The sequence below is a fragment of the Lentzea sp. NPDC006480 genome (assembly GCF_040611995.1).
Classification (GTDB): Bacteria; Actinomycetota; Actinomycetes; order Mycobacteriales; family Pseudonocardiaceae; genus Lentzea.
Map to the genome: position 1 here is coordinate 20,418 of NZ_JBEXPJ010000006.1, position 20,243 is coordinate 40,660.

The 20,243-nt window shown below is 67.9% G+C and carries 16 protein-coding genes; 8 read left to right on the top strand and 8 right to left on the bottom strand.

The window, feature by feature from the left end; genetic code table 11:
- Nucleotides 1–129 precede the first annotated feature (129 nt).
- Nucleotides 130–2,238 (top strand): hypothetical protein, encoded by a 2,109-nt coding sequence (locus ABZX92_RS04055; protein ID WP_355553701.1) that lies wholly within the window; start codon nt 130–132, stop codon nt 2,236–2,238.
- Nucleotides 2,239–2,313: 75 nt separating this feature from the next.
- On the top strand, nt 2,314–3,237 hold the full coding sequence (locus tag ABZX92_RS04060) for a catalase family peroxidase (RefSeq protein WP_355553704.1): 924 nt from the start codon (nt 2,314–2,316) through the stop codon (nt 3,235–3,237).
- A gap of 52 nt (nt 3,238–3,289) precedes the next feature.
- Here the strand turns inward: ABZX92_RS04060 and ABZX92_RS04065 are convergent, their stop codons facing one another.
- The 4 genes from ABZX92_RS04065 to ABZX92_RS04080 form a co-directional block, all read right to left on the bottom strand.
- Nucleotides 3,290–4,339, bottom strand: coding sequence for a 2-oxoacid:ferredoxin oxidoreductase subunit beta (locus ABZX92_RS04065; protein WP_355553707.1), 1,050 nt, complete (start codon nt 4,337–4,339; stop codon nt 3,290–3,292).
- Nucleotides 4,336–6,174: a 2-oxoacid:acceptor oxidoreductase subunit alpha gene (locus ABZX92_RS04070; RefSeq protein ID WP_355553710.1), complete on the bottom strand. Its 1,839-nt coding sequence runs from the start codon at nt 6,172–6,174 to the stop codon at nt 4,336–4,338. Before ABZX92_RS04070 ends, ABZX92_RS04065 begins: the two co-directional genes overlap by 4 nt.
- 211 nt (nt 6,175–6,385) lie before the next feature.
- Complete coding sequence (locus ABZX92_RS04075; protein ID WP_355553713.1) at nt 6,386–7,126, bottom strand: enoyl-CoA hydratase; 741 nt, start codon at nt 7,124–7,126, stop codon at nt 6,386–6,388.
- A gap of 10 nt (nt 7,127–7,136) precedes the next feature.
- On the bottom strand, nt 7,137–7,577 hold the full coding sequence (locus ABZX92_RS04080) for an Lrp/AsnC family transcriptional regulator (RefSeq protein ID WP_035913697.1): 441 nt from the start codon (nt 7,575–7,577) through the stop codon (nt 7,137–7,139).
- A 147-nt stretch (nt 7,578–7,724) separates the two neighbouring features.
- Between ABZX92_RS04080 and ddaH the strand changes: the two genes are divergently transcribed.
- The gene (gene ddaH, locus ABZX92_RS04085; protein WP_355553946.1) at nt 7,725–8,537 is read left to right on the top strand and encodes a dimethylargininase; all 813 of its coding nucleotides are present in this window, start codon (nt 7,725–7,727) and stop codon (nt 8,535–8,537) included.
- 229 nt (nt 8,538–8,766) lie between these two features.
- Here the strand turns inward: ddaH and ABZX92_RS04090 are convergent, their stop codons facing one another.
- Both ABZX92_RS04090 and ABZX92_RS04095 read right to left on the bottom strand, forming a co-directional pair.
- The gene (locus ABZX92_RS04090) at nt 8,767–9,570 is read right to left on the bottom strand and encodes a hypothetical protein (RefSeq protein WP_355553716.1); all 804 of its coding nucleotides are present in this window, start codon (nt 9,568–9,570) and stop codon (nt 8,767–8,769) included.
- The gene (locus ABZX92_RS04095; RefSeq protein WP_355553718.1) at nt 9,567–13,592 is read right to left on the bottom strand and encodes a polymorphic toxin-type HINT domain-containing protein; all 4,026 of its coding nucleotides are present in this window, start codon (nt 13,590–13,592) and stop codon (nt 9,567–9,569) included. Before ABZX92_RS04095 ends, ABZX92_RS04090 begins: the two co-directional genes overlap by 4 nt.
- 369 nt (nt 13,593–13,961) lie before the next feature.
- Between ABZX92_RS04095 and ABZX92_RS04100 the strand changes: the two genes are divergently transcribed.
- The 3 genes from ABZX92_RS04100 to ABZX92_RS04110 all read left to right on the top strand — a co-directional run bounded on the left by ABZX92_RS04100 (nt 13,962) and on the right by ABZX92_RS04110 (nt 17,348).
- Nucleotides 13,962–14,438: a hypothetical protein gene (locus tag ABZX92_RS04100; RefSeq protein ID WP_355553721.1), complete on the top strand. Its 477-nt coding sequence runs from the start codon at nt 13,962–13,964 to the stop codon at nt 14,436–14,438.
- A gap of 77 nt (nt 14,439–14,515) precedes the next feature.
- On the top strand, nt 14,516–16,615 hold the full coding sequence (locus tag ABZX92_RS04105; protein ID WP_355553724.1) for a discoidin domain-containing protein: 2,100 nt from the start codon (nt 14,516–14,518) through the stop codon (nt 16,613–16,615).
- A gap of 328 nt (nt 16,616–16,943) precedes the next feature.
- Nucleotides 16,944–17,348, top strand: a complete 405-nt coding sequence (locus ABZX92_RS04110) for a DUF4279 domain-containing protein (protein ID WP_355553727.1) — start codon at nt 16,944–16,946, stop codon at nt 17,346–17,348.
- Between the two features lie 118 nt (nt 17,349–17,466).
- Here the strand turns inward: ABZX92_RS04110 and ABZX92_RS04115 are convergent, their stop codons facing one another.
- Nucleotides 17,467–17,844, bottom strand: a complete 378-nt coding sequence (locus tag ABZX92_RS04115; RefSeq protein ID WP_355553730.1) for a MerR family transcriptional regulator — start codon at nt 17,842–17,844, stop codon at nt 17,467–17,469.
- A 676-nt stretch (nt 17,845–18,520) separates the two neighbouring features.
- Between ABZX92_RS04115 and ABZX92_RS04120 the strand changes: the two genes are divergently transcribed.
- Nucleotides 18,521–18,943, top strand: coding sequence for a hypothetical protein (locus ABZX92_RS04120; protein WP_355553732.1), 423 nt, complete (start codon nt 18,521–18,523; stop codon nt 18,941–18,943).
- 74 nt (nt 18,944–19,017) lie between these two features.
- A complete protein-coding gene (locus ABZX92_RS04125; protein ID WP_355553734.1) occupies nt 19,018–19,302 on the top strand; it encodes a hypothetical protein in 285 nt (94 codons plus the stop codon).
- Here the strand turns inward: ABZX92_RS04125 and ABZX92_RS04130 are convergent.
- Nucleotides 19,299–20,240 (bottom strand): GNAT family N-acetyltransferase, encoded by a 942-nt coding sequence (locus ABZX92_RS04130; protein ID WP_355553737.1) that lies wholly within the window; start codon nt 20,238–20,240, stop codon nt 19,299–19,301. The two genes, ABZX92_RS04125 and ABZX92_RS04130, sit on opposite strands and share 4 nt — an antisense overlap.
- Nucleotides 20,241–20,243: the final 3 nt, after the last annotated feature.

Sequence of the window (20,243 nt, forward strand, 5' to 3'; positions counted from 1 at the left end):
CTGGCGTTTCCTCCGGATATTTGCGCCGAACGGCGTAGTGACGGAGCATCATCAAAGGCACTGTAGTTTGGCCATGCTCACCCTTCCGAGTGAGTAGGGACCGAGTGTGGTCGTAGAAGGGGCTTACCCGTGAATGTCTTCGGGCAGGTCTGGCTGTGGAGTCTGCTGGCGTTCCTCGCCGGAGTGGTGCTCACGTGGCTGGTGGCGGTCCGACCCGCACGCCGGCAGGTCGCCGACCTCGAAGATCAACTTCTCGACGCACGGCGGTCGGCGCCGCCCATCGAGTCGGTGGCCCGCGACGACGACTTCGAGGTCGACGAGTGGGACGACGCCCCGCCGCGGTCGTTGAGCGCCGACGTGCTGAGCCCGCCGACGCCCGCACCCTTCCCCTCGCCGGTGCCCGCACCCGCACCCGCTCCCGGGCCGTACGTGGAGCCCCCTGCCTACTTCGGTGAGCCCGTCGCGCCGCCCGCCGTGGCCGAGGAGCCGGAGCCGGAACCCGAGCCGCTCGCCGAAGAGCCCGTCGTCGTGCAGGAGCCGGTCACGCCGGTCCGCCAGTACATGGAGGCGGACGAGGCGCAGCGCCGGTTCGAGGAGCAGCTGGCCGAGCAGCGCGCACTGGCAGAGGACGACGAGGACCGCCCGCGTTCCCTGTTCGAGCGCCTGTCCCCGGAGGACGTGCCGCAGGAGTCGCCGGCCGAGATGACGACGGTCCTGCCGCGGTCCGGGCTCGAGGCCGCCGACTTCGACGACGAGCCGGAGCTCCCGGCCGAGCAGACCGGGTTCATGCCCACCGTCGCGGAGCCGACCGCCGAGGTCGCGCCGCCCGCGCAGGAGCCGACCGCGCCCGCCGAGGTCGACGAGCACGACGACTTCATCTACCAGCCGCGCGAGGTGTGGGCCCAGCAGGAGCAGGAGGCGTTCCTCGACGAGGCCGCCGAGCAGGAGGACGAGCCCGCTCACGCCGACTCCGAGCGCGAGTACACGCAGTCCGAGCAGACGACGTTCATCGCGGTCGAGCAGGGCTCCTGGCCCGCCAACGACCTCACCGGCGAGTACCCCGGCCTGCGCGACGAGATCTCCGGCCAGTTGGACGGGTTCGTCGAGCCGGAGTCGCCCGCCGAGCAGACCATGGTCGAGGCGATCGCCCCGATCGAACCCGCCGACCTGGACGCCCCGCACGTCCGCAACGGCGTGTTCGAGACGACGCTGGCCGAGGAGCAGGGCTTCACCGAGCCGGAGCGCGAGTCCGAGCCCGCGCACGCCCGCCGTGAGCCGCTCGAGCCCGAGGCGCACGAGCCTGAGGTGTACGAGCCCGAGGTCTACGAGCCTGAGGTCGTCGAGCAAGAGGTCTTCGAGCCCGAACCCGTCGCCTACGCCGAGCCCGAGGAACCCGCCGAGTACCGCCCGCCGGTCGGGTATGTCGCTCCCTTCAGCGAGCCCGGTGCCCCGGCTCCCGCGCCGTTCTCGGCGTTCGGTGCCCCGCCGGAGACGGAGATGGAGACCACCGGCCGCCAGCCCCGTGCCGTCGCGGCGGCCTTCGACCACCTCGTGGAGGCGCCGGAGGTCCCCGCGAAGCCGGAGCCCGTCGCCGACCGCCCGCGCTCGCTCTTCGAGCCGCTGCTGGACGCCGACGAGCCGCTCCCCGCGCTCGGGCAGACCCGGCAGCTCCCCGAACCGACGCACGACGAGCAGCCGTTCGTGCCCACGTTCGTGCCGAGCGACGAGCCGTTGCTCGCCGCGCCGCCGGAGCCGGAGCCCGAACCTGAGCCGTTCGAGTCCGACCTGCCGCAGCGCATCACCGAGGCGGGCCTGCCGATCCGCGAGGCCCGGCGCACCACGCAGCAGCGCCAGCAGAGCTTCTCGGCGTTCGCGGCCTTCGAACAGCCGAAGCCGGAACCCGTCCCGCAGCCCGCTCCGGCGGCAGCCCTTCCGTCCCGGCCGCGTCCGGTCGGATATTCGCCGTCGACGGGCGGTCGTCCCAACGGTGCCGCTGCCCCGGGATCGTCCCGGTTCCAGCAACCTGAGGGATTCAACCCGCGGTCCCCGTTCGGTCCCGGTTCGGTGCTGCCCAAGTCGGACGGTCACGCGCCCGCCGCGGACTTCTCGGTGAAGGCCACGCTGACCGGCCGGCGCTACTACACGGAGGGTTCCGCCAATTTCGGCGAAACCCGCGCCGATGTCTGGTTCCGCACCGAAGCCGATGCCGAGAAGGCGGGGTTCCGACCGGCACCGTGACCGGGAATACCGGGAACTGTGCCCAATTGGAACGCCTTTCTGGCCGGGTCTGACCTGCGTCGATAGCGTCGACGCATGTCCTCCGAACTGGCCAAATCGCAGATCTCCTCGACCATTGTGGATTCGATCGAGAATCTGAAAGGCACCCACCACGGCTTCCGTCGCGCCCACGCACGAGGCTTCGTCTACGAAGCGGTCTTCACGCCGAACGGTGCCGCGGCGCCGTTCACCACGGCACCGCACCTGCAGGGCGACCCGGTGCGCGCCACCGTCCGGTTCTCGCACACCGACGCCAACCCGCACGCCGCCGACAGCGACCGTGCGGTGCGCGGCTTCGCGACCAAGTTCCACCTCGCCGACGGCACCAACACTGACCTGGTGATGGTGAGCGTGGAGCGGTTCGTCGCGGCCACGCCCGAGGAGTTCGTGGAGTTCATCAAGGCCGCCAAGGCGGACACCGATGCCCAGGACCCGTCCGTGCCGCACATCAAGTCGTTCGTCGGCGCCCACCCGACCGTCGGCCCCGCGCTGGTGGCGGCCAAGACCATCGCGATCCCCGTTTCCTACGCCACCACGCAGTACTGGGCCATCCACGCGTTCCTGTGGCGTGACGCCTCAGGCGTCGTGCGTCCCGTGCGCTACTCGTGGGTCCCGGAAGCGGGCATCGTCGACGCCGAGGACTCCGCGTCGTGGACCCCGCACCACCTGACCGAGGAGCTGCGCGACCGGCTGCCGATCGCGTTCACGTTGCGCGTGCAGTTCGGCGAGCCGGGCGACCCGACGCACGACTCCACCGTGGCGTGGCCGGCTGATCGCCGCACGGTCGACGTCGGCCGGATCGAGATCACCAAGGAGTCGCCGGACCAGGAGCACTGGCAGTCCCAGGTGTTCGACCCGACCTCGCTGGTCGAGGGCATCGAGCCTTCGGACGACCCGGTCCTCGCGGCGCGCAGCACGATCTACGCGGTCTCCTACGACCGCCGCTCGCACCAGCGCTGATGCGAAAGGCCCGCCAGCGCGTTGCTGGCGGGCCTTTCGGGTGTTCTGGGTACTAGCCGACCACGGTCCAGGTGTCCTTGCCGTGCAACAGCTTGGCGAGATCCGGGGCCTTGACGGACTTGGCCTCGTTGACCTGCGCCCGCGCGCTGTCGTCGTACGTGGGCCGGTCCGCACGCCGGAACACACCGGTGACGGTGTGCGTGAGGTCCTGCGTCGACAGCCGCGAGAGCGCGAACGACAGGTTCAGGTCCGACGCGTCGTGAATCACGATGTCCGAAGCGTCCACGTCCGCGGACTTCGCGACCGCGAGCCCGAAGCCCTCGCGGGTCACGCAGTACTCGCCCTCACGACCGAAGCGGATCGGCTCGCCGTCGACGACGTTGATGATCCGCCGCTGCGCCTCGTCCGCGTCCTTCAGCACGTCGAACGCGCCGTCGTTGAAGATCGGGCAGTTCTGGTAGATCTCGACGAGCGCCGACCCGCGGTGCTCGGCCGCCTGGCGCAGCACCGAGGTCAGACCCGCCTTGTCCGAGTCGAGTGCCCGGCCCACGAACGAGGCCTCCGCGCCCAGCGCCAGCGACACCGGGTTGAACGGGTGGTCGAGCGATCCGACCGGCGTCGACTTGGTGACCTTGCCTTCCTCGGAGGTCGGCGAGTACTGGCCCTTGGTGAGGCCGTAGATCCGGTTGTTGAACAGCAGGATCTTGAGGTTCACGTTGCGCCGCAACGTGTGGATCAGGTGGTTGCCGCCGATGGACAGCGCGTCGCCGTCACCGGTCACCACCCACACGCTCAGGTCCGGCCTCGACACGGCGAGACCCGTGGCGATGGCCGGCGCACGGCCGTGGATGGAGTGCATGCCGTAGGTGTTCATGTAGTACGGGAAGCGGGACGAACACCCGATGCCCGAGACGAACACGATGTTCTCGCGCTTCAGGCCGAGCGACGGGAGGAACGACTGCATGGTGTTGAGCACGATGTAGTCGCCGCAGCCGGGGCACCAGCGGACTTCCTGGTCCGACTTGTAGTCCCTGGCCGTCTGCTTCTCGTCGGTGGTGGGAACTCCGGTCAGTCCCGGAATCCCGAGGTCGATCGCAGTCACGCCGACACCCCCTTGATCACGTCAGCGAGCACGTCCTGCAGCTCTTCCGCCTTGAACGGCAAGCCCTGCACCTTGGTGTACGACATCGCGTCCACCAGATACTTCGCCCTCAACAGCAACGCCAGCTGACCCAGGTTCATTTCCGGCACGATCACCTTGTCGTACTTGCGCAGCACCTCACCCAGGTTCTTCGGGAACGGGTTGAGATGCCGCAGGTGCGCGTGCGCGACCGGCAGGCCGAGCTTGCGGACGCGGCGGGCGGCCGCGCCGATCGGCCCGTAGGACGAACCCCAGCCCACGACCAGGACCTTCGCCTCGCCGCTCGGGTCGTCGACCTCGACGTCCGGCACCTCGATGCCGTCGATCTTCGCCTGGCGCAGGCGGACCATCCGGTCGTGGTTCTCCGGGTCGTAGGAGATGTTGCCGGTGATGTCCTGCTTCTCCAGACCGCCGATGCGGTGCTGCAGGCCAGGAGTACCGGGCACCGCCCACGGACGGGCCAGCGTCTCGGGGTCGCGCGAGTACGGCTGGAAGTTCTCCGGGTCCGTCGCGAACGCGACGCCGAGATCCGGCAGCGAGTCGACGTCCGGGATCAGCCACGGCTCGGAACCGTTCGCGACCGCGCCGTCGGAGAGGAACAGCACGGGCGTGCGGTACTTGAGCGCGATCCGGCACGCGTCGAGCACGGCGTCGAAGCAGTCCGACGGCGACTGCGGCGCGACGATCGGCACCGGCGACTCGCCGTTGCGGCCGAACATCGCCTGCAGCAGGTCGGCCTGCTCGGTCTTCGTCGGCAGACCGGTGGACGGGCCACCGCGCTGCACGTCGATCACGAGCAGCGGCAGCTCGGTCATCACCGCGAGGCCGATGGTCTCGGACTTCAGCGCGATGCCGGGGCCGGACGTCGACGTCACGCCGAGCGCACCGCCGTAGGACGCGCCGAGGGCGATGCCGATGCCCGCGATCTCGTCCTCGGCCTGCACCGTGGTGATGTCGAAGTTCTTGTGCTTGCTGAGCTCGTGCAGGATGTCCGACGCCGGCGTGATCGGGTACGTGCCGAGCACGACGGGCAGCTTCGAACGCTGCGCCGCCGCGACGATGCCGTACGCCGTCGCCGTGTTGCCGGTGATCTGGCGGTAGGTGCCGACGTTCAGCTTCGCGGGCGCGACCTCGTACGTGACCGCGAAGGCTTCCGTGGTCTCGCCGTAGTAGTAGCCGGCGCGGAACGCCAGGACGTTGGCCTCGGCGATGTCGGGCTTCTTGGAGAACTTCTCGCGCAGGAACCGTTCGGTGCCCTCGGTCGGCCGGTGGTACATCCACGAGAGCAGGCCCAGCGCGAACATGTTCTTCGCGCGCTCGGCGTCCTTCTTGCCGAGACCGGTCTCCTCCAGCGCACCGATGGTCATCGTCGCCATGGCGACCTTGTGCACCTGGAACTTCTCGAGCGAGTCGTCTTCCAGCGGGTTCGAGTCGTACCCGACCTTCGTCAGGTTCCGCTTGGTGAACTCGTCGGTGTTGACGATGAGGATGCCGCCGTCCGGCAGGTCGACGACGTTCGCCTTGAGCGCGGCCGGGTTCATCGCCACGAGCACGTCCGGGCGGTCGCCGGGCGTGAGGATGTCGTAGTCGGCGAAGTGGAGCTGGAACGACGAAACGCCGGGGAGGGTGCCCTGGGGTGCGCGGATCTCGGCGGGGAAGTTGGGCTGCGTGGCGAGGTCGTTGCCGAACGCCGCCGCTTCCGACGTGAACCGGTCTCCGGTGAGCTGCATGCCATCACCGGAGTCGCCGGCGAACCGGATCACGACGCGATCCAGCTTGCGGGTCTCAGTGCTCATTCCTACGCCGATACCTCTCTCCAAGGGTGGCTGTGCCCCACCACGAGGGTAGTCGCCACGACCGCCCGCCAGACGGGCCGCGTACCACTAGGCGAGACAAACTGTCCCATCTGCCGTACCGGGTTCTTAACTAGACGGTAAGCACAGCACTACCAGCGGATACCCGAATGCGGCAGACGTCACCCCCGATACCTGTTACCCAAGGTAACACTTAACGACCGCTGATCCGAGCCTTCATCGCGGCAAGCCTCGCAGCGAACTCTGGAGTGTCGATCGAAGTGACCTGTGGCCGCAGCTCGGTCTCGACCGCTTCCGCGTGGTCGTGCATTGCATCGGTCGCCCGCATCGTCGCCTTGATGGTCCGCACGAGTGCTCCCGGCGCCTCAGCAGCCGCCTTGGCCAGCTCTTTTGCTACTGCGAGTGGGTCTTCGGCCTTCGCGTAGGCGAGGTTGTGGGCGACTGCTTGGTCGGCGTCCAAGATCTGTCCGAAGAGCGTCATGGCCGTCGCCGTCTGCGCATTGGTGATCTTCTGCAACATCCACGTCATGCCGCCGCCGGGGTGGATTCCGAGCTGGAGGAACCGCGCGTCGAACCGCGCTTTCGGCCCAGCGATCCGGACATCCGCCGCGAGCGCGAGGTTCAGCCCAGCGCCCACCGCGGCCCCGTTGACGGCCGCGATGGTGGGAATGGTGGCGTTGGCCACGGCGAGGAACCCCCGGTAGATGTTCCTGAGGCCTTCGTCCTTGGAGTTGCCGAGCTGCGTGAGGTCCGCGCCCGCGCAGAACGCGGGCGGTGCACCCGTGATGATCAGCGCGTTGGCTTCCTGCTCTGCTTGGACGACCTTGTCCGCGAGCTCGTTGGACAGGTCGATCGTCAGGGCGTTGCGCCTCTCCGGATCGTTGATCGTGATCACGGCGATGGAATCGTTGTGCTCCAGCAGAACCTCAGCCATGGCCCGGACTCTAGGGTGCGAGCGGCCGGTCCAGGAGCCGGGACAGCACCACGGTCGACACCGTCCGGTCGATGATCTCGACGGCGCGCAGTCTCTCCAGTGCCGTCTCCAGGTGGTGGATGTCCGCCGCCCGCAGATGCACGATCGCGTCCGCCGCCCCCGACACCGTGTAAGCCGCGCTGACCTCGGCCATCGGCTCCAGCCGGTGCTGGATGTCGTGCGGCGCCACGTTGCCCTTGCAGTGCACCTCCACGAACGCCTCCGTACCCCACCCGAGCGCCTCGGGATCGACCACCGCCGTGAACCCCCGGAGCACCCCGGTGTCCAGCAGTTTGTCCACCCGCCGCTTCACCGCGGGCGCGCTCAACCCGACCTCCTTGCCGATCTCCGCGTAGCTCGATCGGGCGTTCGCCATGAGACACGAAATGATTCGCTGGTCGATGCTGTCCACACGCAACATTCTGCCCTAGTTAACGCAATGTCGCGGCGTTGATCGATGGTCCAGCCGCCCTTTACATTTCGATCCATGACCGTATCCATCTCCGGGCCCGGCGAGCCGATCACGCTCGACATCGCCGCACCCCTCGCGCCGACGCGCATGCCGACGACCCGTCGGTACCTCATGTGCCCGCCGACGTACTTCACGGTGGAGTACGCCATCAACCCGTGGATGGATCCCACCAAGCCCACCAGCACCTCGCTGGCCGTGGAGCAGTGGACCGCGCTGAAGGAGACCTACGAACGCCTGGGCCACGACGTCCAGGTGATCGACCCCGTGCCGGGCCTCCCGGACATGGTCTTCTCGGCCAACAGCGGCACGGTCATCGACGGCCGGGTCCTCGGCTCCCGTTTCCGCGCCGAGCAGCGTTCGGCCGAGGCCGACCACTTCCGCCGCTGGTTCCTGTCCTCCGGCTACAAGTCCGTCGTCATGCCCACCGCCGTGAACGAGGCCGAGGGCGACTTCACCTGGACCGGCTCCTTGCTGCTGGCCGGCACGGGCTTCCGCACGGACCCCCACGCCCACTCCGAGGCACAAGAGGTCCTCGGCGTGCCCGTGGTCTCGCTGCAGCTGGTGGACCCGCGCTTCTACCACCTGGACGTCGCTCTCTTCATGCTCGACGACCAGTCCCCGACCCCCCTCGTCGCCTACTACCCGGAAGCCTTCTCGCCGGGCTCGCAGCAGGTGTTGAGGAGGTTGTTCCCGGACGCCGTGATCGCCAACGACGCCGACGCCGTCTGCCTGGGCCTGAACGCGGTCTCCGACGGCAAGCACGTCGTCATGCCGGTCGAGGCCGTGAACCTGGCGGAACAGGTCGCCCGCCGCGGCTTCGAGCCGGTGTTCGTCGACATCTCAGAACTGCGCAAGTCGGGCGGCGGCCCGAAGTGCTGCACGATGGAACTGCGCGGCTGACCTCGCCCACGCAGTGCCGTTCCGCGGTTCCTGCTTGAAGGCCTCAAACGCGGGTTGACCTGCTCTGATGCTGCCAACGACGTCAGCGTCGGCAGGTCACCGTCTGTCGCTGACTGCGGGTCTTCTGCGGCTGTCTCTGGAACATGTGTGGAACAAGAAGAGCCCCCTGGCGAGATCATCGCCAGGGGGCTCTTCTATGCAGTCCAGCTGCGGGAACGTCTCGTCAGGCCTACAGGTCCAGCAAAGCCAAAGCTTCGCGGACCTTGACCACCAGTTCTTCGTCGTTCAGGTCACCGGGCTCCCACAGGTCCGGTGCCGCGTAGTCTTCGATGACGAAGAAGACGTCGTGCAGAGCGGTGCCCAGCGCGCCACCTACTCGTTCGCCTTGGCGCTGTTCCCGCCTCGACGCGTTCATCCACTTCGAGACGAAAGCAGGCGGCGAGATCTCGCCGGCGACGACCGCGGTCATCAAAGCCAGCTGATCGGACACGGCCGAGCCGGGTGCGACCTCGTGCACGGTCACCCACACCCGTTGCAGGGGCGGGTACTGGGCCGCGATCCCAGGTAGCGCACCGCCGAGCTTCTCGGCGACACGGCCGAAGCGAGCCCTGGCATCGTCGACACCTCCGCCGCCGACGACGGCTCCCTGGACGAAGGCAGGGATGCCACCGAGCAGCGAATACCCATCGGTCGTGACCACCAGCGCCGCCGTCAGGTCAGGCAGTGCCACCACGAAGTCGGTGTCCCGCCACGTGGCAGCCGCCAGAGCAGCCGAATCCGTCAGCGACACCGGCACGAGCGCGTCGTCCCGGTGATCTTCACTGAGCCGTCCGGCCACTCCCCAGTCCACCCGGACCGCTTTCGCGCCCGCGTAGAGCACGTCGGCGAGTCTGCGGTCGATGTGGGCGGGGGACGCGAACGGAACCACGATCCCGTCCACTCGGCTCAACCAAGCAGGGCTGAAGCTCGCCGCACCGTCGAACAGGATGTCCGACAACCCCGCGACACCGTCCCGCCCAGCTCGATCGGTCACCAGAGGTACCCGTCGTCGATGATGCTGGCGAATTGGTCGTAGACCGAGAGGACCTTGTTGGGAATGACCTTGTCCATCTTCCTCTGGATCTTCAGCTCGTAAGCAGTCCAAAAGCTTCCGTCACTGCGCAACATAACCATGAGCTTGGTGTTCGGATCGATGAAGCCGATCGCCTGACCTTGGTTGCGATAGTTGAACCGGTAGATCTTCGTGTTCGGTGCGGTCATGTGCGCTCGCATGGCCGCTTCGAACTCGGCGAGCTTCGCCGGGTTCCGGTTGCCGGTGATGCCGAAGTCCGAGGCATGGGTGTCGTACTTCTTGCTCATGGTCTTCGTGCTGGTGAAGTCGGACTTGCTCTCCCAGGCGCCCTTCGCGCCCGATGTCGGGCATCCCGTGTTGTGCACCAGGACCGAGGTGTCCCCGGCCAGCACGTAGTAGGTGTGAATGCCTTCAACCGTGAGGTTGTAGACCTTCATGACCTCGGTGTGCCTGGTGGTGCCCGTGACGACCACCTGGTCACCCGTCACGGTCCGGAGGTGCTCGCCCGCCCGGACGTCCCGCGCGTCGATCCACTGGCCGCGGTCGGTGACCCAGAACGGGTGCCGGGCGGTCGCTTCGACGACGCCCGCGTTCGGGCCGTCGACGCCTACCGAGACCATCTGCTTCGTGCCCTCGCCGACGATCACCCTGGTGACCGCACGGCCTCCGGACAGTCCGGTTTGCGGGTCGGTCGCGGCGACCTGATCACCGACCACGACGTCCTTGATCGCCTTGCGTGAACCGTCGGCCATGCGGACCTCGGTCGCCGGCGCGAAGCTGTTGCCCGGCACGGTGCAGGCTTCAACGGCGTCCTGCATCGCCTTGCGGCCGGCCTTCAGCTCCCCCGCGGCTTCTTCGGAGCGCTTGAGGAACTTGCCGACCTTGCCGATCACCCTGCCGATCGCCCCGACCAGCTTCGCGCCCTTGCCGATCAGCGCGAGCGGATTGGCCATCATCAGCGCGTTGACCGCGGTCCAGATGCACGCTTCGATGTCGCCCTGGGTGAAGCACTTGACGGCGTCGTTGTAGCCGATGAGGTCGAGGATGACCTCGGCGCCGTTCTCCAGCAGGAAGTCCATCATGGTCTTGCTGGCATCGCGCTGCGCTGCCTTGAACTTCTCGATGCACGCCGCGTCGCCGTTGCAGCTGGCTTCCAACTGCGCCTGTTCCGAGGCGTTCAGCGGCCCGCTCTGGTTCTGCTGCTCCTCCGCTGACTTCTTGGAAATCGAGATGCTGTAGGCCTCATCGGCCGCGACCTGAGCCGCCTCGGCGTCCTTGCCCGCCTGGACCGCGGAACTGCGCGCGGCCTGAGCGGACTGACTCGCGTCGGCCGCGGAGGCATTGGCCGCGGCGGCGGAACTCGCGGCCCTCGTCGCGGCCTGCGAAGCCGATTCGGCATCGCGAGCCGCCGCGTCGGCTGCGGAGCGAGCCGCCTTGGCGGACTCGGCTGCCTGGTTGGCCGAGACCTGTGCGGCGTCGGCGGATGCCTTGGCCTGCTTGGCGTACTCCGCGGCCTCGTTCGCCGAGGCGCGGGCCCGGTTGGCCCACTCGGCGGCCTCGTCGGCGGCGTGGCGCGCCACCGCGGCCACCCTGGCGGCTTCCGCGGCGTTCTCCCGCGCGGTCGCCGCGATCCGTGAGCCTTCGGCGATGAGCCGTCGCACCGTCGACACGTGCGAGGCCACCAGCTCATCGCGCTGCCTGGCCTTGTGCTGGCCGGTCTGCACGAACTCCCGCACGTAGGACGGCGGGCCCGCCAACGCGATCTGGCCTGCCGTCTTCACCTCGGGGCCGCCGGAGCCGATGATCTCGCCGGCCTTCATCCGGTCGTCCAGAACGGCCGAGTCGAACTGACCCTTGGCCAGGAACTCGGCCACGTCGGCGGGCGTGCCCTCCAGGGCTTTCTGACCGGCCCGTTGAGTGGCCGGGCCGCCCTTGGACATGATCAGGCCGACCTCTTTGCGGTCGTCGACCACCTTGCCCTCGTAGTCCTGCGTCCGCAGGAACTCCGCGATGTCCTCGGGGTCGCCGCGAACGGCGCTGTACGCCGCGGCCTGCTTCCTCTCGTTCGGAGTCGTCTTGGCCACGTGCCGCACGCGCGCCAGGTCATCGGCCTCAGCCGCCATGGCCCGTCGCTGCGTCAGGTAGCTGTACATCTCCGTCGCACCGCCGGCCAGCGCCTGTTCGGCTGCCGAGCGGCTCCAGGACCCGCCGACGTTGCGCAACCGCAGCGCCGCCTGCCGTCCGGCCTGCACCATCGTGGCGTCGTCCACGCCTGGAGTGATGGCCGCGTGCAGCGCCGTGTTCAGCAGCGTCTGCGTTTCCTCATCGATCCGCGCCGCCTCCGCGGTCTCGTAGGCGGCTTGGTTGGCGAGGTCCCTCTTCGCCTTCTCCGCGGCTGCGACACCCTCGTCCTGCAGCAACTGCAGACGGTTGCTGTCCGCTAGGCGGGCGTTCTTCTCGATGTCGATGGCGAGATTGGTGGCATCGGTCGCCGCCTGGGCGGCCTGTTGGGCTGCTTTGGCGTGTTTTTCCGATTCCTGGGCGGCTTTGTCAGCCTCTCCGGCGTGTGCGGCGGCTTCATCTGCGGCTCTGGCGGCGTTTTCGGCGTGTTCGGCGGCGCTGATCGCGGCGCGGTAGGCGTCTCCGGCGGCCTTGGCCGACTGGTTGGCCAGTGATTCGGCGTTGGTGGCGGCCCGGTTGGCCTGTCCGGCGAACTTGTGGGCGTCGGCCGCGGCGCGTCGGGCGCGTTCGGCTTCCGCGCCGGACACGCCGGCCTGGTTGGCGGCCTCCTCGGCGGCGGAGGCGGCCCGGTCGGCGTTGGCACCCGCGCTCGACGCGGCTCGGGCGGCGCCCGCTGCCTGGCCGGCGGCGTCGCCGGCGGCCTTGGAAGCGTCCGCGGCGAGGCGTGCGCCCGCGGCGACGTCTCGTGCCTTTTGCGCGGCGATCCTGGCGTTGGCTGCCTGGTTCGCGTCGGTCGCGGCATTCGCGGCGGCACCGCGGGCGTCGGAGGCCGCCTGTGCGGCGGCAGAGGCGGCCGCGGCTGCCTGCATGGCGGCGTTGGAGGCGACGCGGGCGGCGTTGTTGGCGGCGTTGGCGGCGGAGACGGCTTCCTGTGCGGCGCTGGCGGCGCGGCTGGCGAAGTCGGCGGCCCGTCCGGCGGCGGCCGCCGCGGCGGCGGCGTCGTCCTTTGCCGCGGCGGCTTCGGCCGCGGCTGTCAGTGCTGCCTGTTTGGCCTGTTCGGCTGCGGCGACGGCTCGTCCGGAGGCCTCCTTGGCGGCTTCGGTCTCGAGGGCGGCTTCCGTGCCCGCGGCCTTGGCGAGGTTGACCAGTTCGGTGATGCTGGCCTGTTCGTTGTCCCTGGCCCGTGCCGTGTGCTGGCCGGTCGCGAGGAATTCCTGGACGTCGTCGTCGCTGCCGCTGAGGGCGATCTGGGCGGCCTTGTTGACCTCCGCGCCGCCGGTGGCCATGATCCCGCCGACCTTCTTGCGGCGGTCGATGACGGCCGGGGAGTACTGGCCGGCGGCGATGAACTTGAGGACGTCGTCGGCGGTGCCCTCGAGTGCTGCCTGGGCGGCGCGTTGGGTGGTGGGGCCGTTGGCCGCCATGATCTCGCCGACCTTGGCCCGGAGGTCGAGGCGGTGCGGTTCCTGCCAGCCTCCGGCCAGGAACTTCCGGACGTCTTCCGGGGTGCCGCCGAGTGCGGCCTGGGCGGCTTCGCGCACCCGTCGACCCGAAACGGCCATGATCTGGCCGGTCTTGAGGCGGTTGTCGTGGGCGATGGTGACGTGTTGGCCGGTGGCGACGAACTGGCGGAGTTGGTCGTCGGAGCCCAGGAGTGCGGCTTCGGCGGCGCTCTTGGTGGCTCGGCCGCCGGTCTTGAGCAGTTCGACGGCCACGGCCCGGTCGTCGAGAGCCGTTTGGGCGCTTGCCCTTGGCGGGGTCACGGTGGCGGAGGTGCCGAGCATCGCGGCGACCAAGGCCACAACAGTGACGAGAATTACCGCAACGCGCGCGGTACCTGCGCGCGACAAAGCTATACGGACGTTGTCGTCCACAATTCCCCCAATTGTCAACGCTTCCCCGAGTAGCGGTCCGGATGGCGATAGCCCCGTGTTCTTCGCTACTCCGGGAAAGTTCGCGCCACCTTAGCATTGACGCGCGAATCGTCAAGTTGTATCTTTCTGCGTGACATGGGGGCTGACCTGGGGGGTTCAATCAAGTGTACGGCAGTATTTGTCGTGCGCTTCCGCAGTTGCACAGCCCTTTGTGATCTTGTTTTATAGTGCTTTGTCCGTGTCTGCACTGGGGGGTTCTTTTTCATGCGTTCGTCTTTGACTGTTGCCTGTGTAGGCGTGTTGAGTGCTGCCGCGGTCCTGGCGACGACGGCAATTGTGCAGAGCGTGGGTGCCGCCGCCTCCGACGAACCGACGGGGCAGTCGTCGCTCATCGAGGACTTCGAGCACCCGAACAAGGAGGCTGCCGCGGCGATCGGCATGACCTTGAAGAAGGGCGACGGCAGGATTTACTGGGTGGACTGCGCTGTGGGTGGCGACCTGCTCACCGTCGAGAGCGACAGCATCACCACTCCTGATCACATCGCCTGTTTCAGGGTCACCGGCCGCGATGCGTATCTGACTTTGGAGATCCCCTCGACGTACTTCATCAAGGCAGGCAGTCTCAAGATCAAGGCCCTCCTGACCGCAAAGGTCGACGGTCAGGAGGTCAAGCGGGAATACACCATCAAGGCCGGTGAGCTGACCCCGGTCGGCGAGACCATCCACCCCGAGGAGGGTGCGGCCGCTCTGGTCGAACTGCGTTCTGTCGCCTAACTTGAAATCAGGGTGATTGGTCGATCAATTAATTTCTGCGACTAAACGTCGCTTGCCAATACGTAAGGGTGCACCCAATGTCACTGCAAGACAGAAGAGTCGTTGCCTTGGCGGCAACCGCTCTCGCGAGCGGTCTGCTCGTCACCGGATCGGCTCAGGCCGCTTCGGGTGGTACGCCCGTTCCGGACGGCACGTACCAGTTCGTCGCGAAGGTGGAGATCGAGGGTCGGGCGTGCACGGGCGCCCTGATCGACCCACAGTGGGTGATCACCGCCCGCTCGTGCTTTCCGGAGAACGCCCAACGGGCCGGTGCTCCGGCGAAACCCACCACCGTCACCATCGGGCGGACCAACCTCGCGGGCACCGCGGGCCGGGTGGCCAAGGTCACCACCCTCGTGCCGCGCACGGACCGGAACGTGGTGCTGGCCAGGCTCGACACGATCATCAACGACATCGCCCCGATTCCGGTGAGCACCACCGCGCCGAGCACCGGGGAGACCCTGCGCGTCGCGGCTTACGGCCGCACCGCGACCGAGTGGGTGCCCGACCGGCTCGCCGTCACCGAGTTCACCGCCGGGGCTGCCGCCGACACCACCCTCGCCCTCAGCAACTCCGCCGGCGCGGACACCTGCAAGGGTGACGCGGGCGGCCCGGCGTTCCGCGAGACCGCCGGTCGGGTCGAGCTGGTCGCCATCAACTCCACCTCGTGGCAGCACGGCTGCCTTGGTGTGACCGAGACCCGGCAAGGCAGCACCGAGTCGCGGGTGGACGACCTCACCGGCTGGATCGGGCAACTCGGACAGGCCAACGCCAACCTGGCGCAGAACAGGGTGGTGACCGCCTCCAGCAGCTACGGAGGTAGTGCCACGTGGAGCACGGCGGCGGTCGTCGACGGTGTTCGGGCCTCTACCTCGGCTTCGTCCGGCTGGAGCAGCGACGGCAGCCTCACCGCGAACCACACGGAGTGGCTGACGGTCGACCTGGGTCGTTCCCAGCCGTTGAGCCGGGTGGACCTCTACCCGCGTTCCGATGGTGCCGCCACCGGTTCGGGTTTCCCGCGTGACTTCACGATCGCGGTGTCGGACGACGGTACGAACTGGACGACCGCGGTCACCCGCACCGGTTACGACAGGCCGGCCGCGGAGGCTCAGGAGTTCAGCCTCACTGGGAAGTCGGGCCGCTACCTGAAGGTCACCGGCACCAGCCTCAGCACGGACGACATCGGGCACTACCGCATGCAGTTCGCCGAGATCGAGGCCTACGTCCCGAATTCGGTCCAGGGCAAGGCGGTCGTCGCCTCCAGCACCGTCGGCGGTATCCCGGCCTGGAGCACGGCGGCGGTGATCGACGGTGTTCGGACCTCTACCTCGGCTTCGTCCGGCTGGAGCAGCAACAACAGCCTCACCGCGAACCACACGGAGTGGCTGACGGTCGACCTGGGCCGTCCCCAGCCGTTGAGCCGGGTGGACCTGTACCCGCGTTCCGATGGTGCCGCCACCGGTACCGGCTTCCCGCGTGACTTCACGATCGCGGTGTCCGACGATGGCACGAACTGGACAACCGCGGTCACCCGCACCGGCTACGGCAGGCCGGGCGCGGGCGCTCAGGAGTTCAGCCTGGCCGGGAAGTCGGGCCGCTACCTGAAGGTCACCGGCACCAGCCTCAGCACGGACGACAACGGGCACTACCGCATGCAGTTCGCCGAGATCGAGGCCTACGGCTCGAACTTGGCCACCGGCAAGACCGTGTCCTCGGCCAGCTCGATCGAAGCGCTGCCGGGGTGGGGTCGTCGCAACGCCACCGACGGGATCCGCGTCAACACCGGCAACGATGCCGCCGGGTGGAGCAGCGGTAGCGGGCCCGCGGGCCGCAGCGAGTCGGTCACCGTCGATCTCGCCGCACCGACTGCGGTCAACCGGGTGGACCTGCTGCCCAGAACAGACCAGCTCGACGGTCGTTCCGGCTTCCCGTCCGACGTCATCATCGAGGTGTCCGGTGACGGTCAGACCTGGACCGCGGTGGCGTCCGGAGCGGGCATCGCGACTCCTGGACAGCCTGGCCGGTCTTTCCCGATCCCGACCTCGACAACCCGCTACCTCAAGATCACCGGGACCGGGTTCGGCGCGGACTCCTTCGGCGATTACTACCTGCAGTTCGGTGAGATCGAAGCCTGGTGACGAGTGGCCAGGGCAGTCGCCCTGGCCACCCTTCTTCGCTCGGTGAGGCTTTCCGCGCAACTGTCGGAACCCCGGTGTGAAGTGGCCCTCTCACAGATCAATTTCACAGGGGTCCCGCGCTCGATGGAGTGTCACCTGCACCGCTGTCCTGGAAGCAGGCGGTGCTGACCGGGCCGGGCGCGGTACCCGACAGCCGCGCCTATGGGGACAGCTTGCCGCCTTGACGGATTCCAGCCCACAGGCTTGCCCGCGGAACAAGAACGCCCTCAGCAGATCCTTGCTGGGGGCGTTCTCATCTCCATATCCGGACGACCAGGGGAGGCATCCGATGACGGAGCAAGAGCAACACGAGTACACGGCGTCGCTGAGGGTGTTCAGCGAGAGGCTGACGTTCGCGGATCTGGTTGCGGTACTTGGCGAACCAACCGAGGGATATGACATCGGCGACCCGGTGAGCCAACGGCGCCCTGACGGTCCTCGCCGGAAGTGGGCTCACTGGCGTCTCGGGAGCACGGCGCCGCGCACGCAACCACTCGACGAGCACATCGCGGAACTCGTCACGTTCGCCGAGGCGCACAGTCGTGGGTTCGACGCACTCGGGGACAAGGTCCTGACCGATGTCTTCTGCGGCGTCTTCACGGCTGACGACTCGCAGGGTGGCTTCACTCTGGAGGCCGACCTGATCCGCAGGTTGGGCGCTCTCAATCTCGTTGTCGGCTTCGACTTGTACTAAGCCCTCTGAGTGCCCACACGGGCTTGACCTGCGCTCGGTAAAAGCTGATCCAGCTTTCGCCAGCGCAGATCAGTCGCGTGGAGACGTCCCGCGGGACTCCCTGTGTCGATGCCCCGAGTCACACGCTCTGCAGCGGTGGATACGGCTCGTCGGGCGTTGACGGCGGCGAGAGCTTGGCGTTGAGCGCCTGAGCTTCCTCAAGCTGGTCTTCCAGCGTGACGATGCGGCACGCCGCGTCCAATCCCGTGCCCTGGTCGACCAGTGCCCGCACACGGGCGGCCAGGCGCAGTTGATAGCGGCTGTACCGGCGGTGGCCGCCGGCCGAGCGCTGCGGCTCGATGAGCTTCGCCTCGTCCAGGCTGCGCAAGAAGTTCGCCGAGGTGTTGAGCAGTTCGGCGGCCCGGCCCATCGAGTAGGCGGGGTAGTGCTCGTCGTCGAACTTCTCGGCTGTGGTCTGCGGCTCGTCGTCCGCAGGTTTGCTGGTGTCTGGGGTCATCGCGCCTCCGCATCACGAGGGGCCCCGGCGCAGTAGCACCGGGGCCCCAGGGGTTGTTGGGTTTCACTTCCACCTAGCCGACCGTGAGATCGGCTTCCTCTGTCCGCATGCCCCTTGTTCGGAGCGGGCGCTGCGGGGATCGCATGTGCGTAACCGAAGACCACCTTCCAATCTGATGGAACTGCGGTACCCGTCCGGCGGAGTTCAGCCGGAGGCGGGCGATCCGATGGGGTGCAACCCTTCCCTTCTCCTCTGAGTACTGACTCTCTTCTCTCACGTGGCTGTCGGCACCGGACCTCGTGCACATGCCGGACTCATCTCGCCAACTGCCCTTGCAACTCGTACTTCAACTGCGAACTGCGTCTTGCACTTGCTGATCATGCGGCCGCCGGTTCCGATCCTCTTGCGCACTGCGTCACTGCTCGCCGGCTGCCCTTGGCCATCTGCCTGGAGCCTCCAACTACGGCTCCGGCACACCTGACCGTCTTGCTCACGGGTAGTTCGTCATCTCCCGTGCCATGTTATCTCTCGGCCAACGAGGAGAACTGTACACATGCCTGAGGGAGGATGTCTACCTCCGCCACCATAGATTTTCTCTTTTGGGTGACGCAGCTGCTCTCACCTGGCCCGATTCCGCCCAGGGCGGCACGGACACCGCTCAATACGATCGGCCGCCGTGAGCTTCCACTACGAGGTCGTCTTCTCGACGTTCCTGCGCGATGACACCCCTCCGGCCGTCCTCGACGAGCTCCGGTACCACCTCGGCCTCACCGACGAGCGGCCGCGGAACCTCGTGATCGACTACGAACACCAGGTCCTGCGGCCGGACGAGGACAGCTACCTGCCCGGCGGCGACCACGTGGCGCTGCGCCGCCAGTACCGCGGCCACAACGCCAACGGCGAGCACCACGCCTGGGGGCTGCACACGCGGTTGTACTGGCTGGATGACGAGTGGGCCGAGATCTGGTGGCAGGTCGTCGAGCTGCTGGCTCCTCACGTCGAGGACGACGGCTACGCGGGCCACTTCCGCGAGCAGTTCGACGAGCGCCCCACCTCGCTGATCATCGTGGGCGGCGAGCCGCATCTGGGTGAGCCGTAGGACTTTTGGTTGTCGTTCAACAACTCAGTGGTCGTGCGCGTTCAAGGGGAGGCTCGACAGGGGGAGGGGGCCTCATGAAGCACGTGGCCGGATGTTTCGCCGAGCTCGTCGGCTCGCTCGTTCTGCTGGCGATCGGGCTCGGCGGGTACTTCCTGGTGAAGTGGGGCTGGTCGGAGTCGCCGCTCATCACCGTCCTCGCGGTGGTGGCAGCGCTGGGGTTCATGGCGTTCGGAGTGGTGGCCGCGTTCGGCAAGCGGGATTTCGGAACGGTGGGAGTGGTCGCCGGCGGCACGGCCGTCGTCGCAGTGCTCGCGGCATTTGCGCTCATGTCGTACGGCCCGCCTCTACTGGGTCCCTAGAGCGCCCACCGCACGTACTGCATCTTCGGCACGAAACCGGCCTTCTCGAAGATCCGCGGCGCACCGGCCGCGCTCTCCGAGTCCACGCTCACGCTGGCGGAGTCGTAGCCCTGCGAGGCAGCGGCCTGAAGCGCGTGCGCGAGCAAAGCACGAGCGAACCCGCGCTTCCGGTAGGACGGCCGCGTCCCGATCACCATGAAGTGCGCGTCCCGAACACCGGTGTACTCGGTGTCGGCCTCCCAGTGCATGGTCACGAGCACACTGGCCGGAGTCCCGTCCGCATCACGCAACAAAAAGCTGCAAGCAGGCCGGAACGTCTGGTTCGTGATCTTGTTGCGCCACAGGTCGGCCGGCATCGGCGCGGCACCGAAGTAGTCCGCGTAAGCCTCGTTCCGCACGAAGCGGAAATCGGAGTCGTTCTGCGCCGACCACGCCTCGACCCGCAGGTCCTCGCCCGGAGGCAGATTCTGGAGTGAGTGCTCCATGCGCTGGTAGTAGCGAATCGGCGCGAAGCCGCAGGACGCCATCAGCTCGGGCACCCCGGCGATCTTCTCGGCCTTGTAGACCTCGACCACGAGCTGCAGAGACGGGTGGTGAAGGTCGTGCACCACCTGAGCCGCCGAGATCCCGGCCGAAACAAGCCGGCTGCCGACACCGCAGCGCCGGTACGAGGGGTGCACGCCGCCGTCCATCGTGACCCGGTGGACCGAGGTGGCCACCGGCTTGTGGCGCACCTTCATGTACCCCACCATCACGTCGCCGTCGAAGGCGCAGAGGCTCGCGCGCGAAAGGTCCACCGACGGGTCGACGAGCTCGGTCAACGTGTCCTCTGCGGTGTAGTTCTCGCCGATCTGGTCAACCGCCTCGATGGCGTTGAGGAGGTCGGCCGACGCCTGGGCGTCGTCACGGGTCAGCGGCCGCCAGATCAACTCGCGCATGTC